Genomic DNA, 16311 nt, shown 5'->3' with positions numbered 1-16311 from the left:
TTGATTTTTTAAAAATATTTAATTACATTTATGATTGAAACCGTAACACAAATAAATGGCAATACCCCTACAAAATGGATTCTTTTTTTTATCCAACAACATAGCTGTTGCCAATTTGTATGTTTTAATTTATTTATGTGTGTTGCTATCGATTTTTGGACTTTTCTTTAATTTTCAATTAAAGTCCTCAAATATTGATTTTCGTACTTTACGTAGTACATTAAATCACCATTCGAATGCTCAATATCGTTATTATTTTTTATATCTCGGATTGATTTTTCCTGTTGCAGAATTATTCTATTTGATTTTTAATGAATCGAAAAGCGTTAACTCTTATTTTGAATTTCTTATTGGCACTTTTTGTGTTTTCGTTTTTATAATAACATCTAAAAAAGAAATAGCAAAATATAGCTATAGTATTTTCAGAGTTTGCTTTTACTTACTACTTTCTTCTGTCATTTATGGTTTTTTTACAGAAAGCATTAGCTTCTTGTTGTTTTCAAAATATTTATTGTTGCTGTTTTTTGCTTTTGCAATTTTTAATAGGTTTACAACATATTTGATATTTATAGGAGTAAATTTTATTTTATTATTTCTCTTAACCTTATTTAAACAAAATGAAATTTCAAGTATTGTAACTCTTATCAATGCTCTTTTTATCATTTTAGTAATTCATCTAGGCCAAATAATTAGAAACATAAAAGCCAATGAAAGATTAATTTTCACTCAAGATATAATTAACAATACTAACTCTATCATTATTGCTGCAGACAACTTAGGCAATGTTCAATATTGTAATGATTCTATAACTAAAATCTTAGGATATACCCCCGAAGAAGTTTTAGGAAAGGGGTTTTGGTCATTAACCGAAGACTCAGAATTTGAATCTGGAGATTATTCAAATAAATTCAAACCAAATTCAGTATACTTTAGAAAATTAAAATGTAAAAATGGAGAATACAAGTTTATTCAATGGACTGATTTCAAACATACTAACAACACCTATGTTGCTACAGGTCAGGATGTAACTTCAAAAATTAGTTTAGAAACAAAATATGCTAGTTTGATTCAAAATGCTAAAGACATTATTTATGAAAGTGATCGATATGGTAATATTATTTATGCTAACAAATTTTCAATTCAAACATTAGGCTATCGATTAGAAGAACTTTTAGGCAGACACTTTAGCGATTTTATTAGAGAGGACTTTAAAAATACTGTTTCGAAATTTTATGTGGATTCTATTTCTGAAACAGATGAATTTGACATATTAGAATTTCCAGTAATTAAAAAAAATGGTGAAGAAATTTGGGTATCACAAAAAGTAACTATAAAAAGAGATGAAAACGATACAGTTTCTGGCTTTTCTTGTATTATTAGAGACATAACTTCTACAAAGCTTATTGAACTAGAAGAGCATAAACGAATTGAAGAAATTAGTAGATTAAACTCTATTTCCAATAAACTATCTACATTAAACTTCTTAACTTTTCCAGACTTAGAGGCTTTAATCAGACATATTTGTAAAGAAACAGCAATAGGATTAAAAATTGATCGTGTTGCATTATGGGACTTCAAAGATGACAGTATCGATTTAAAAAATATTTACGTTCATAGCGAAGATAAACACTATGCAGACTTATCAATTCCTAAAACAAACATTAGTACTTACATTTCTAATATTGAATCTCAACCTATTATTATTGCTTCAAATGTTTATAAAGAAGACTCTTTAAAGGAATTTACAACAGAATATTTTCCTAAATACGATATCAAATCATTGTTAGACATTCCAATATATATAGGTGGAGATTTAAATAACATTTTATGTTTAGAAGCAACTCACGAGAATAGATATTGGACAAATGAAGACATCAATTTTTGTAAAACAGTTGCCGAAATCATAGCGCTTGCAATTGAAACAACAAAAAGGAAAAACGCAGAAAATCAAATCATTTATAAAAATGAAATTTTAACTGCAATTGCAAACGTAACCAGTAACCTTTTAATTCACAAAGATAAAGACCAGATTTTTGATGCTTCAATTGAACAAATAGGTAAAGTATTAAAAGTAGATCGTCTATATTATTTTGAAAATGACATCAAAACAAATTTAATGAGCCAACGTTTTGAATGGGTTTCAGAAACTGATTTAGCAGAAATAGACAATCCAGAACTTCAAAATATACCGCACGAGGCATTTTCAGATTTTATGCAAATTATTTTAAGTAAAAAACCTTATATAAATTTAACAAAGAATATTACTGAAAGCAACTTTAAAGATTTATTAATAGACCAAAACATTGTTTCTATTTTAATAATTCCTCTTTTCGATAAGGAAACTTTCATTGGTTTCATTGGCTTTGATGATTGTAAAAATGAACGCATTTGGACAGATGAAGAAATCAATATTCTTCTTACGCTTTCAAACAATATTTCTTCAACGATTATAAGAATTAACAATGAAAAAGCAATTGCTGAAAGTGAAGAAAAATTTAGACTATTAGCCAATAATATTCCTGCTTCTGTTTTTTTAGTTAAATACGATGAAGCAAGAACAAAAGTCTATTTAAATGACGAAATTGAAAAACTTACCGGATATCATCGTGATGATTTTATGAGTAATAAAATTTCATTACTTGATCTTTATCACCCTGAAGAAGAAGAAAAATTAAGACTCATTATTGACGAAGCTTTACAAAAGAGAAAACCTTACAAAGTAACCTGTCGAATTAGAAAAAAAGACGGATCATATGTATGGGTTGAAGAATACGGAGAAGGAATCATCATAAACAACGAAGTAGCCTATATTGAAGGTGTGTTAATTGACATTACCGAAAGAAAAGTAGCTGAAGAAGCAGTAATTGCAAAAGAATTAGCCGAATCTTCCAACAAAGCAAAATCAGAATTCTTGGCTAATATGAGTCATGAAATACGAACCCCATTAAACGGAATTATCGGATTTAGTAATTTGTTATTAGGTTCTAATTTAACCGAAATTCAAAAGCAACATTTAGAAACCGTTAATCAATCCGCTTCTACCTTATTAGATGTAGTAAATGATATTTTGGATATTTCTAAAATTGAAGCTGGAAAATTAATTATTGATAACGAAAAAACAAGTTTGCATGCCGTCATTAATCAATGTGTGGATATGATGAAATTCATGGCGCATCAGAAAAATTTAGAACTCATTGTTAATATTCACAAAGAAGTACATTGCGCTATTTGGGTAGATGAAATTAGATTGAAACAAATTTTACAAAATTTACTTAACAACGCTATTAAATTTACTCAAAATGGACAAATCGAATTAGAAGTTTCGTCTACCAATATTAACGACACCTCATCAAAAATCAAATTTAGTGTTAAAGATACGGGTATTGGAATCAAAAAAGGAAACAAGAAAAAAATTCTAGAAGCTTTTACACAAGAAGACAATTCTACAACACGAAATTATGGAGGAACTGGACTTGGATTAACCATTACGAACAGTCTTCTTAAATTAATGAACAGTAAATTAGAGATTGATAGTGAACCTAATATTGGTTCTACTTTTAGTTTTGAATTAGACTTAAAATCAGAATTTTGTAACAACCATTTAAATACTAATAAGCACAACTTTAAAAAAGCTTTAATTATTGAGGACAATCAATTGGTAGCGTCATTAATCCAAAATATGTTGCAAAGCTTCACTATCGATGCTGATGTTTATCAAAATGACTTAGAAAACATTGCTGCTTTTATTTCCAAAAATAATTACGATTTATTGCTTTTAGATTTAGAATATTTATCTGAAAAAACAACAATTAACATCCTAAAGGAGTTAAATGAATTGACTTCCATATCCATAATTGTAATGCAAAATTCTAATTCGAAATTTAATGAAATTGGAACCAATAAAAACGTACAAAGCATTATAAAACCAATAAAACATGATGCTTTACAGAATTATTTAAACCGAAATAATTCAGAAAAAAAACAACCAATTCCTTCTAACAAGCAAGAGGTTTTATATAACACTGCTAAAATTTTAATTGTAGATGACAACAAAATAAATATGTTGTTGACCAAAACTCTAATATTAAACAGAGTGCCAAATTGCATCATTTATGAAGCAAGAAATGGTCAAGAAGCAGTTGATTTAGCATTAGAAAACAAACCTGATATTATTTTTATGGACATTCAAATGCCAATAATGAATGGCTACGAAGCATCAACTGAGATAAGAAAAACAAATCCAAACACTATTATTATCGCCATTACCGCAGGAATTATAACGGGTGAAAAAGAAAAATGTTTAGAAGTTGGGATGAATGATTTTATTATTAAACCAATTGATAAAATTTTATTTGAAACCACTTTATTTAAATGGATAAATAGTCTTCCTAATTAATCCAATTAGTATCTTTGCCTTCTATTTGAAACAAATTCACTGCTATGAATCAAAATGTTAAAGGCTTTTCAAAATTATCTAAAGAAGAAAAAATAAATTGGATTACCAATACCTACTTCGTAAACCCAGAAGAAGCAAAACAAAGCATTGTAAAATATTGGAATTCCGATGAAAGTTTACAAAAATTACATGATGAATTCATCGAAAACACCTTAACCAACTTTTATCTTCCTTATGGAGTAGCTCCAAATTTCATAATTAATGGAAAAAGCTACACTATTCCTATGGCTATCGAAGAAAGTTCGGTGGTAGCGGCTGCTTCAAAAGCGGCGAAATTTTGGGGAGAACGTGGTGGTTTTAAAGCTACTATTATCAATACCGAAAAAATTGGTCAAGTACACTTTCTTTTCAATGGAAATACTGAAAAACTAACCTCTTTTTTCAATAAAATAAAACCAACATTTTTTGACGATACTCAAGAAATCACCAAAAACATGCAAAAGCGTGGTGGCGGAATTTTAGACATCGAACTTAGAGATAAAACCAACGAAATTCCAAATTATTATCAGCTACATGCTACTTTCAACACTAAAGACAGCATGGGTGCGAATTTCATCAATACGTGTTTAGAGCAATTTGCTAAAACATTAGAAAATCAAGCTCATGAATTTGCTGATTTTACTTCAGATGAAAAAAATATTCAAATCGTAATGAGTATTCTGAGCAATTTTGTTCCAAATTGTACCGTTCGTGTTGAAGTTTCTTGTCCGATAGATCAACTTTCAGAGGATAAAAACATCGATTCAGCAGAATTTGCTCAAAAATTCGCAACAGCAGTTCGCATTGCCGAAGTAGAACCTTACAGAGCAGTAACGCACAACAAAGGCATCATGAACGGAATCGACGCCGTAGTTTTAGCCACAGGAAACGACTTCAGAGCCGTTGAAGCTGGAATTCATGCTTACGCAAGTAAATCTGGGCAATATGCTAGTTTATCACATGTGAAAATTGAAAACGATATTTTTACTTTTTGGATGGAAATTCCCTTAGCACTAGGAACTGTAGGAGGTTTAACTTCATTACATCCATTAGTAAAATTCTCAATGGAATTATTAGGAAAACCTTCTGCCGAAGAATTAATGCAAATTGTTGCCGCTGCTGGTTTAGCACAAAACTTTGCTGCTTTACGTTCGCTTACTACAACCGGAATTCAGCAAGGCCACATGAAAATGCACTTAATGAATATTTTAAACCAACACAAAGCTACCAAAGAAGAAAAACAACAAGTGTTAGATTATTTCAAAAACACTACAATTTCTCATAGTTTGGTGGTTGATTATTTGGAAAAAATTAGAAGTTAATGGAAACCCAAACTTTTTACAGTAACGGAAAATTACTCATAACTGGCGAATATGTTGTTTTAGATGGCGCAAAAGCATTAGCATTGCCTACAAAGTTCGGACAAAGTTTAATAGTAAAACAAGGAACAAACAACCAAATTAAATGGACAAGTTTTGATTCGGATAAAAGTATTTGGTTTAAAGACATAATTTCGTTTGAAGAAATAAAAACTAAAATCACAGACGAAAACAATTCCGCTGTAAAAAATACTTTAATTGAAATTTTACATCAGGCTTTTGTTCAAAATCCAACTTTTTTAGAGGAAGAAGGATACGAAATTGAAACACATTTAACTTTTCCTCGTCTTTGGGGTTTAGGAACATCATCAACATTAATAAACAGCATTGGTGATTGGCTAAACATTGATGCATTTGAATTATTACAAAAAAGTTTTGGAGGTAGCGGTTATGATATAGCTTGTGCGAAATCCAATTCACCGATAGTTTATCATTTAGAAAATGAAAAACCACATTTCAAGGCTATTCATTTTAATCCATCATTCAAAGAAAACATTCATTTTGTGTATTTGAATCAGAAACAAAGCAGCAAACTGGCAATTGCGAATTATATGTCGAAACACCATCATGTAAATGCTGTGATTTCAAAAATCAACACCATTACTTATGATGCCATAGATTGTAAAGAAGGAAAAGAATTTGCCAAACAAATGGAGAAACATGAAATTATAATGAGTGATGTTCTAGAAATTGAAACCATTCAAGAAAAACTTTTCCCAGATTTTAAAGGCATTATAAAAAGCTTAGGAGCTTGGGGCGGCGATTTTGTAATGGCGATTTCTAAAGAAAATCCTACAGCATATTTCAAAGAAAAAGGTTATCCAGTGGTACTTTCCTATGAAGAAATGATTTTGTAATTTCATTTACAAACCAATACAAAACAAAAAAACCACTCATTTGAGTGGTTTTTGTGGTACCTCCAGGGATCGAACCAGGGACACATGGATTTTCAGTCCATTGCTCTACCATCTGAGCTAAGGTACCTTTACAATTTAGAGCATTACTGCTTGTTGATTGCGGGTGCAAATATAGAACGATTTTTATATTTTCCAAAACAAATAATAAAAAAAATCAATTTGTATATTTGCACCTCATAAAACAAAACCATGCTTTTAACAATCGATGTTGGGAATTCAAGAATTAAAGTTGCTGTCTTTGAACACAATAAGCAGCTCGACTTTTTTATTTTTGAAACAAATGAAGCGCTGAAAAATTTTGAAAATATTTTTAAAAATTATTCCAATCTTCAAAAAATTATCCTTTCTTCAGTAGGAAAATTAGAAAAAGAAGTGGTAGATTTTATTCAAAATCGATTCCCGACAGAAATTATTGACCATAAATCAAAATTTCCTTTCACTAATTTATATGCCACACCAGAAACCTTAGGAATAGATCGAATGGTTTTAGCTGCAGGTGCAACTTTAATGTACCCAAATCAAAACAGATTGATAATTGACGCAGGAACTTGCATTACCTATGATTTCGTGAATGATGAAAATCAATATTTAGGTGGTGCAATTTCACCAGGAATTAAAATTAGATACAAAAGTTTAAACAATTACACTTCAAAATTGCCGTTATTAGATTTAAGTGAGGACTTCGATATTATAGGAAATAGCACAAAAAGTGCCATTCATAGTGGTGTAATCAATGGTGTAATCTTTGAAATCGAAGGGTTTATTTCACAATATTCTCTTAAAAATCAAGATTTAACAATAATTTTAACAGGAGGAGACGCAGAATTTTTGGCTAAAAGATTAAAAAGCACCATATTTGCCAATTCAAATTTCTTATTAGAAAGTTTGAACTTATTATCACTATACACACAAAAAAATGATTAAAAAACTTATAGTATTTGCTAGTATATTATTTTCAATAGTTTCATGGAGCCAGGAAAACACATCCTCGCCTTATTCATACTACGGACTAGGAGAAATTAGATTTAAAGGAACTGAAGACGTAAGAGCAATGGGAGGTTTAGGAATTGTTTCAGATAGTATTCATTTAAATTTATTAAATCCTGCCTCATATTCAAAAATTAAATTTAGCACATTTGCTGTTGGAGCCACTTCCTCTTTCTCAACATTAGAAGCAAATGAAACAAGCGAAAAAACGCAACGAACAAGCTTAAATTACATTGCTGTTGCGATCCCAATTAAAAAATTTGGTTTTACTTTTGGATTAATGCCTTATTCGTCTGTTGGCTACAAAATCGAAAACAATGTAACAAACACAATAGACAACACAGAAAGAAATAAAAGAAATACTGGAAACGGAAACATAAATAGTTTCTTTCTAGGATCTGCTTATTCAATAAACAAAAAATTTAGCGTAGGTTTAGATGTAAGTTATAATTTTGGTGAAATTGAAACTGAGTATGTTGAAAGTATTTATTCTCCTATTATATTACAATTAAGAAGTAGAGAAAAAAATCTTTCAAACATAACAGGCCTTTCATTAAGAACTGGTCTTTTTTACAATACTAAACTAAATGAAAAACACAACATTTTTACTAGTTTTACATTTAGTCCTGAAGCAAAATTAACTTCGAAAAACGAGAGAAATATTGCAACTATTATCTATAATGTTAATGGAACAGAATTAATAAGTACACCTTCACAAGACATTCCAGTAGATGACCAAACACTAATAATACCAACAAAATTTAGTTTTGGAGCTGGTATGGGTAGAAACAACAAATGGTTACTAGGAACAGAAATCACATTTACAGAAAACAGCAAAATGAAAAATCGTTTTGGAGAAATTGCTGGTGTAAATTATGAAAACTCAACAAGAATTGCATTTGGAGGATATTATATTCCTAAATATGATTCCTTCTCAAATTACTTTAGCAGAGTTACTTACCGCGCAGGTTTTAGATATGAAAACTCGGGTCTTGTCCTAAGAAATGAAAGCATAAACGATTATGGCATGACTTTTGGATTAGGATTACCAGTTGGATTATCAAAAATCAATTTAGGATTTGAATTTGGTAAAAAAGGAACTACAGCACAAGGCTTAGTTCAAGAAAATTATTTTAACCTTAACATTGGTTTATCGTTAAATGATTTATGGTTCAGAAAAAGAGAAATTAATTAACAATTATAGTACCCAAAAAATGAAAACAAAATTAACTTTACTATTAATAGCTACAGCTAGTTTTTTTGTTCAAGCACAAAACACAGAAGCTTGCACAGAAGCCATAAGTTTAATGACTACTTCTGTTAAAGCTAAAGATGTAGCTGGATACGACTATTTAACTACTTTAAGAAAAGATTGCCCTACTTTCCACAAGAGTATCTACACTTTTGGAGAATTAGCAGTAAAATTAAAAATCGAAAAAGCCACAACTCCACAAGAGAAAGAAAAATACGTTCGTGATTTATTAAAACTTTATGACGAACACGACCAATATTTTCCAAACAATGGCGCTGGAAATAAAATGAAAAAAGGGTTAGCTCTATTTGAAAATAAAACAGGAACAACTGAAGAAGTATACAATCTTTTAGACACAGCGTTTAAAACTGATTATGCTAACTTCAAATACGCTAAAGCAATGTATGTTTACTTTGAAATTATAGTAAATAACCACAAAGCAAACAAAGGTGTTGAATTACAACAAGTTTTTGACAAATACGATGACATCACAAATAAACTAGATGAAGAAGAAAAAGAATTATCAGACGAAAAAGACGGTTTATTAACAAAAGAAGAAGCGGGTCAAGTATTGAGCGAAAAAGAAGCTAAAAGAAAAGCAAGAATTGAAGAAAATTTAGAAATTTTTGGAAATGTTAGAAATGACATGGACAATATCGTTTTAGAATTATCTACTTGTGACAAGCTTATACCTTTTTACCAAAAAGGTTTTGAACAAAACAAAACAAACGAAGAATGGCTTAAAAGAGCAGCTAATCGTTTAGACCTTAAAGGTTGTGATTCTGATCCAATTTTTTCTAAAATATCAGAAGCGCTTTACAAATTAAACCCAAGTGCTGATGCTGCATATCAGTTAGGAGTAGTAGAAATTCAAAGAAAAAACACTACTAAAGCATTAGATTATTTCAACCAAGCGGCAAACTTATATACTGACAACACTAAGAAAGCAAATGTATATTATAGAATTGCTTCTATGTTTAGTAAATCAAATAAAGTTCAAGCTCGTAGTTATGCAAGAAAAGCATTATCTGTGAAACCATCTTTTGGGAAAGCATATTTGTTAATTGCTCAATTATACGGAAGTAGTATTAATGATTGTGGAAACGATCAGTTTGAAAAAAGAGCGATGTACTGGTTAGCAGCACAATATTGCGACAAAGCAGGAGCTGTAGACTCTTCAATTAAAGGAACTGCTAGCAAAACTGCTGCAAGTTACAGAGCCGCTGCACCTTCAAAAACAGAAATTTTCCAATCAGGAAAAGCAGGTCAAAGAATTGCTTTTAACTGTTGGGTAGGAGAAAGCATTGTAGTTCCAAGCTTGTAAAATGAAGTTTTTCATTAAAAATAATATTCTAAACATGGTCACGATTTTTATCGTGACTATGTTTTTTTCATGTGAAAGCGACATCAAAAAGGTACAACAACTTAGTGAGACTAGTTTTATGCCTACAGGTGAAGCCGACACCATAAATTTAAAATACACCGATTCAGGCAGAATCAAATCAATATTAAAAAGTCCAAAAATGCTGGACTATGGTAACATCACAAATCCTTTTACCGAATTCCCAAAAGGCATACATGTTACTTTAATTGACAATAAAGGAAACATCACCACCGTAGTTTCAAATTATGCCATTTCTTACAAGAATACAGATATAATTGACCTTCAAGGTAAAGTAACCATAAGTTCTCAAAATGGAAAAAAACTTGAAACATCCCAATTGTATTTTGATCAAAAAAACGAGTGGTTTTTTACTGAAAAACATTTTAAATACACGGATGAAGCTGGAGGTTATTTAGAAGGACCTGGAGTTGATTTCAGCAAAGACTTTAAAATTTTCAACATGCAACAAAGTAGCGGTGAAGTAAACACCTCTGACAAATAATTGTTTTGCATTTTCCTTTTTATTACATTTGATAAAATTAATTTACCATGACTTACTTAAAATTCATACAATATATCTATTTAATTTTTGCAGTTTTCTTTCTATACGATGCTTTTAGAAAATATCAAGAAGGAAAAGAATTAAGTGACATCGGCTTAAGCCTAATTATTGCTGGAGTTTCTGTAGGAATGTTTTTCTTTAGAAGACATTTTCACAACAAATACCAAAAAAAGTAAATCTTAAATGGAGATAGCCATTATTGTAATTTGTTTATTGCTTTCGGCTTTCTTTTCTGGAATGGAAATCGCTTATGTTTCTTCAAACAAGGTGTATTTATCTATCGAGAAAAGACAACAAAACTTTAATGCCTCTATTTTAAACAAACTTACCGAAAAACCTTCTCAGTTTATCACTTCAATGCTCGTTGGAAACAATGTAGTACTTGTAATTTATGGTATATATTCTGGAGATTTAATAATTACTTGGTTAGAAAGTTATTTCGAACTTACATCATTTGTTGGATTATTGCTGCAAACACTAATTTCAACCGCAATAATATTGTTAACTGCAGAATTTCTTCCAAAAGTATTTTTTCAGATTTACGCCAATTCCTTTATTAAATTTTTTGCTGTTCCTACCTATTTTTTTTATCAATTATTCTTCTGGCCAACAAAATTCATCATTTGGATTTCAGATATAATTCTAAGAAAATTCTTTAAAACACCAGGTGATCAAGTACAAGAATATTTCAGTAAAGTAGAACTCGGAAATTACATAACAGAGCAAATGAACAATGTGTCTCACGAAAACGAAATTGACTCTGAAATTCAAATATTTCAAAATGCCTTAGAATTTTCAGATTTAAAAGCACGAGACATTATGACACCTCGAACAGAAATTAGTGGTGTTGAAATTTTGGATAGCGTATCTGAATTAAAAGACGTTTTTATTAAAACTGGATATTCAAAATTACTTATTTATCAAAATTCTATTGACGATATTTTAGGTTATGTACATTCTTTTGAATTGTTCAAAAAACCAAAAACGATTAAGAGTGTAATGATTCCTGTGGAATATATACCTGAAACGATTTACATAAAAGATGCTTTAGATCTACTGACCAAAAAAAGAAAAAGTATTGCGGTTGTATTGGATGAATATGGCGGAACATCAGGAATTATTACAGTGGAAGATATTATTGAGCAACTTTTTGGAGAAATTGAAGACGAACACGATTTGGACGAAGAATTAATCGATGAAATTTTAGAAGAAAACACTTATTTATTCTCCGCTAGATTAGAAGTTGAATACTTAAACGAAAAATACAACTTACAAATTCCAGAATCTGATTCGTACACTACTTTAGGTGGTTACATAGTAAATCACACAAAAGAAATTCCAACAAACGAAGAAAAAATAAGCATCGAAAATTTCGAAATTATCATCCATTCGGCTAGCAATAAAAAAATCGAGTTGGTTCGTTTTTCGATAAAAGAAGAAAAAAGATAAAAATCTTTAAAAATTTGAATTAAAATATGACTTTACTATTTTATTATTAAATAGATAATTGTATTTTCGCCCTCTGAAAAAAATTAAACACAAATAAAAATGGCAGTTTTATCTAAAATTAGACAACGTTCATTCTTCCTAATTATTATCATTGCTTTAGCATTGTTTTCATTTGTATTAGCAGATGTTATTCAAAGCGGCACATTTAGCGCAGGAGCTAATAATGTAGGTTCGGTTAATGGTACAGACATTGAAGCACAAGAGTTTATGCAAAATGTTTCTAACATTGAAAAGCAAGGACAAGGCACTAGCACAACTCAAGCAATGAATAGCGCATGGGAACAAGAAGTTAGAAGAATTATCCTTACAGAAGAATTTGACAAATTAGGTTTAAAAATTGGTAGTGAACAATTAATCAACGTTATCAAACAAAATCCTAACTTAGCTCAAAATCCTCAATTTTTGAATGCTGCTGGTCAATTTGACGAAAACAAATTCAAAGAATCTTTAAAAGGCATCAAAAATGCTCCTGACCAAACTCAATGGTTACAATGGAAAGAATTTGAAAAAAATATCGAAAGATATGCTTTAGAGCAAATGTATAACACTATGATAAAATCTGGTGTTTATACAACAAAAGCGGAAGGTAAATTCCAATATAAATTAGAAAACGATAAAGCAGATTTCGAATATGTAACTGTTGCTTTTTCAACTGTAAATGATGATCAAGTTAAAGTTACTGATGCTGAGATTATCGATTTTATGAAAAAATCTCCTAAAAAATACAAATCAGATAATACAACTAGTATTGATTTTGTTTTGGTAGAAAACAAACCATCTAAAGAAGACGAACAATCAATGTTATCTTCAATTGGTGAAGTAAAAGTAAAATTTGATTCAGTAGTAAATGTTGGTGAATTTGTTAACGCAAATTCTGATATTAAATTTGACTCAACTTATTTAGCTAAGAAAGATTTACCACTTGAATATCAAGAACAATTATTCACTTTACCAGTTGGTGGTGTTTTTGGACCTTACGTATTTAACGGACACCAATGCATTTCTAGAATGATTGGAAGAAAAGGTAATGCAAGTGCAAAAGCTAGTCATATCTTATTAGCTTATAAAGGAGCTCCTCAATCAGCTGCTACAAGAACTAAAGAAGAAGCTCAAGCTTTAGCAAATGATTTATTAGCACAAGCAAAAGCTAACCCAGGAAACTTTGCAATGTTAGCAATGACAAATTCTGACGACCCAGGATCTAAAAATAATGGTGGAGAATATGACAACATTACACCTGGTCAAATGGTTCCACAATTTAATGATTATGTATTCAACAATGCAGTTGGTTCTATCGGTGTAGTTGAAACAGATTTTGGTTTCCACGTAATAAAAGTTACTGACAAATATGATGCTGTTTTAATGGGAACTGTTGCTCAAAAAATTCAACCATCTGAAGCTACGATTGATGCTATTTATACAAAAGCAAGTCAATTAGAAGCAGATGCTAATGAAAATTCAGATTTTGCAGCTTTAGCTAAGAAAGCAGGATTAGAAGTAATTCCAGCTACTAACTTAAAAGGATTTGACGAATACGTTCAAGGAGTAGGTTCTCAAAGAGAAATCATCAGATGGTCATTTAACAAAGATACTGAAATAGGTGACGTTAGACGTTTTGAAGTTCCTCAAGGTTTTGTTATTGCAAAATTAAAAGACAGAAACGAAAGTGGTTTATTACCTATAGATATTGCTAAACAAACTGTTGAGCCTATCATCAAAAATCAGAAAAAAGCTGAAATTATCAAGAAAAAAATGAGCGGTGCTTCTTTAGAGGCAGTAGCAAAAGCTTCTGGAGCTTCTGTTCAACCTGCGGTTGGAGTTTCTCTAAAAGCACCAGTTATTCCAAACATTGGTAGCGAACCTAAAGTTGTAGGTAAAGCATTTGGATTAGCTGCAGGTAAAACTTCTGAAATCATCGAAGGAAACTCAGGAATGTTCATGGTAAGAGCTAAAGCGGTAACCAAAGCTCCAGAAGTTGCAAGTTACGCTACTTATATTACTCAAGATAGATCACAAAATCAATCATATGGTGTTTCTAAAGCGTTTATAGCTTTAAAAGACAAAGCAGATATTAAAGATAATAGAGCTAACTTCTAATATCTATTGATTACCCATAAAAAAAGAGGCTGATATTCATCAGCCTCTTTTTTTATTTCATTTGTTTGATAGCATAGGTTACTATCCCCCAAATTATCAACTCATTTTCTTCTTCAATTTTTATGGGTTGGTATTGCGAATTCTCAGGCATTAAATACACCTCATCATTATCTTTCTTGATTCTTTTTACGGTAAACTCACCATCAATAAGGCAAACTGCAATAGCATTATGCCTTGGTTCCAAACTTCTGTCGATTACTAAAATATCACCATCATCAATCCCTGCTCCTATCATGGAATTTCCACTAGCTTTAGCATAAAACGTAGCTTCTCTATTTTTGACTAATAGATGATCTAAACTTAATTTCAACTCCTCAAAATCAGCCGCAGGTGATGGAAAGCCTGCCTTTATTCCACCTGATATAAAAGAAGTTGGAATAGGATTTTCCAAATCGGGAATAAAGAATGTTATTTTAGGATTTACTTGCATTGCACTTCTATTAATTCGTTAAAATTGGTAGTATATCGTTTCGACAAGTGATTTTGTTTCATTTTCCAAGTACGTTTCAAATCTTGAGTCGCCAATCGAATTTTACGCTCCCCTATTTTTTCGTGATAAGCGTCCATGACTTCCATTAGTTTTTGAAACTTTGGATTTTCATCATCAAACAAGTGAAACTGTTTTTGATTGGCTGGAATAATTTCGGTAACAATTACACCTGCTTTTTTGTAAATAGCGCCTTCTTCATATAATTCACTCAGCATTTTTATTGCTAAACCACTAATTGAAAATGCCGTATTGCTAGGAAAAGACAATGTTTGCAAACGATAAAAACTATATTTTGCTCCGTCTGCTTTAAATCTATCTTTGCTCAAATATAAAATCACACCATAACAGCATGAATTTTGTTTTCGCAACTTCTCGGAACAAACACTAGCAAAAGTTACTACACGTTCTTTAAGCTCATTGAAGTCGGATATGTCTTTTTCAAAACTACGAGTCACGGCGATATTTTTCTTAGCTTTTGGTTCTTCCATCTCCAATACAGATTTACCTTCTAATTCGTATTTTAAACGCATTCCTACCACTCCCATTTCTTTTCGAATAAACCACTCGTTGTGTGGCAAAGTAAAGTCGTAGGCGGTTAAAATTCCTTTCGTTTGCATTTTCTTAGTCAAACGATAACCAATTCCCCAAACATCTTCAATTTTAGTCCATTTTAAAGCTTTGATACGTTTTTCATCGGAATCGATTACATAAACACCTTGTGTTCGTTCGTGAAATTTCTTCGCAATTTTATTCGCAATTTTAGACAATGCTTTAGTAGGTGCAAAACCAATTCCTGTTGGAATACTCAACCATTTTATAATACGCTGACGAATTTGCAAACCATACTGATGATAATCCACTATGTCGTGACCTGAAAAGTTTAAAAAAGCTTCATCAATACTATACACCTCAACATTTGGAGTAAAATGTTCTAGTGTTTTCATAACACGATGACTCAAATCGCCATACAATGCGTAATTAGAAGAGAAAACTTGAATATTGTGCTGTTTGATTACATCTCGAACTTTAAATTCGGGCGCACCCATAGGAATACCTAGTACTTTAGCCTCATTACTACGCGAAATAATACAACCATCATTATTAGACAAAACCACGACAGGTTTATCATTCAAATGAGGTTGAAAAACACGTTCGCAAGAAACGTAAAAATTATTACAATCAACTAAAGCATACATCTTGTAAAGTTACTTTAACTTTTACAAAAAGAAAATGAGTCAA

12 protein-coding genes and 1 tRNA gene are annotated in these 16311 nt (G+C 30.7%); 10 read left to right on the top strand and 3 right to left on the bottom strand.

Going from position 1 to position 16311, the window contains the following annotated elements:
* Positions 1-55: 55 nt before the first annotated feature.
* Genes OJ995_RS07625 through OJ995_RS07615 form a run of 3 tightly spaced genes read left to right on the top strand, consistent with a single transcriptional unit; the run spans position 56 to position 6671 of the window.
* The gene (locus OJ995_RS07625) at positions 56-4396 is read left to right on the top strand and encodes a PAS domain S-box protein (protein ID WP_264368867.1); all 4341 of its coding nucleotides are present in this window, start codon (positions 56-58) and stop codon (positions 4394-4396) included.
* Positions 4397-4440: 44 nt separating this feature from the next.
* A complete protein-coding gene (locus OJ995_RS07620) occupies positions 4441-5757 on the top strand; it encodes a hydroxymethylglutaryl-CoA reductase, degradative (protein WP_264368866.1) in 1317 nt (438 codons plus the stop codon).
* Complete coding sequence (locus OJ995_RS07615) at positions 5757-6671, top strand: GYDIA family GHMP kinase (RefSeq protein ID WP_264368865.1); 915 nt, start codon at positions 5757-5759, stop codon at positions 6669-6671. The genes OJ995_RS07620 and OJ995_RS07615 overlap by 1 nt, the downstream gene beginning before the upstream one ends.
* 54 nt (positions 6672-6725) lie before the next feature.
* Here the strand turns inward: OJ995_RS07615 and OJ995_RS07610 are convergent.
* Positions 6726-6798 (bottom strand) — tRNA-Phe (locus tag OJ995_RS07610).
* A gap of 122 nt (positions 6799-6920) precedes the next feature.
* Between OJ995_RS07610 and OJ995_RS07605 the strand changes: the two genes are divergently transcribed.
* From OJ995_RS07605 to OJ995_RS07575, 7 genes are all read left to right on the top strand, one after another.
* Positions 6921-7655, top strand: a complete 735-nt coding sequence (locus tag OJ995_RS07605; RefSeq protein ID WP_264368864.1) for a type III pantothenate kinase — start codon at positions 6921-6923, stop codon at positions 7653-7655.
* Complete coding sequence (gene bamG, locus OJ995_RS07600; protein ID WP_264368863.1) at positions 7648-8913, top strand: BamG family beta-barrel-assembly machinery protein; 1266 nt, start codon at positions 7648-7650, stop codon at positions 8911-8913. The genes OJ995_RS07605 and bamG overlap by 8 nt, the downstream gene beginning before the upstream one ends.
* Before the next feature lie 19 nt (positions 8914-8932).
* Positions 8933-10294, top strand: coding sequence for a tetratricopeptide repeat protein (locus tag OJ995_RS07595; RefSeq protein WP_264368862.1), 1362 nt, complete (start codon positions 8933-8935; stop codon positions 10292-10294).
* Between the two features lies 1 nt (position 10295).
* Entirely contained in the window at positions 10296-10856 is a 561-nt protein-coding gene (gene lptC / locus OJ995_RS07590) for an LPS export ABC transporter periplasmic protein LptC (RefSeq protein WP_264368861.1), read from the top strand.
* A gap of 47 nt (positions 10857-10903) precedes the next feature.
* Positions 10904-11092, top strand: coding sequence for a hypothetical protein (locus OJ995_RS07585; RefSeq protein WP_026725315.1), 189 nt, complete (start codon positions 10904-10906; stop codon positions 11090-11092).
* A 7-nt stretch (positions 11093-11099) separates the two neighbouring features.
* Positions 11100-12365, top strand: a complete 1266-nt coding sequence (locus OJ995_RS07580; protein WP_264368860.1) for a hemolysin family protein — start codon at positions 11100-11102, stop codon at positions 12363-12365.
* Between the two features lie 99 nt (positions 12366-12464).
* On the top strand, positions 12465-14522 hold the full coding sequence (locus OJ995_RS07575; RefSeq protein ID WP_264368859.1) for a peptidylprolyl isomerase: 2058 nt from the start codon (positions 12465-12467) through the stop codon (positions 14520-14522).
* A 52-nt stretch (positions 14523-14574) separates the two neighbouring features.
* Here the strand turns inward: OJ995_RS07575 and OJ995_RS07570 are convergent, their stop codons facing one another.
* Entirely contained in the window at positions 14575-15012 is a 438-nt protein-coding gene (locus OJ995_RS07570; protein WP_264368858.1) for a LexA family protein, read from the bottom strand.
* Entirely contained in the window at positions 15003-16268 is a 1266-nt protein-coding gene (locus OJ995_RS07565) for a Y-family DNA polymerase (protein WP_264368857.1), read from the bottom strand. The genes OJ995_RS07570 and OJ995_RS07565 overlap by 10 nt, the downstream gene beginning before the upstream one ends.
* Between the last annotated feature and the right edge of the window lie 43 nt (positions 16269-16311).

It is taken from the genome of Flavobacterium lacisediminis (assembly GCF_025909975.1).
Classification (GTDB): Bacteria; Bacteroidota; Bacteroidia; order Flavobacteriales; family Flavobacteriaceae; genus Flavobacterium; species Flavobacterium lacisediminis.
This window is presented reverse-complemented; position numbering and strand designations above follow the sequence as displayed.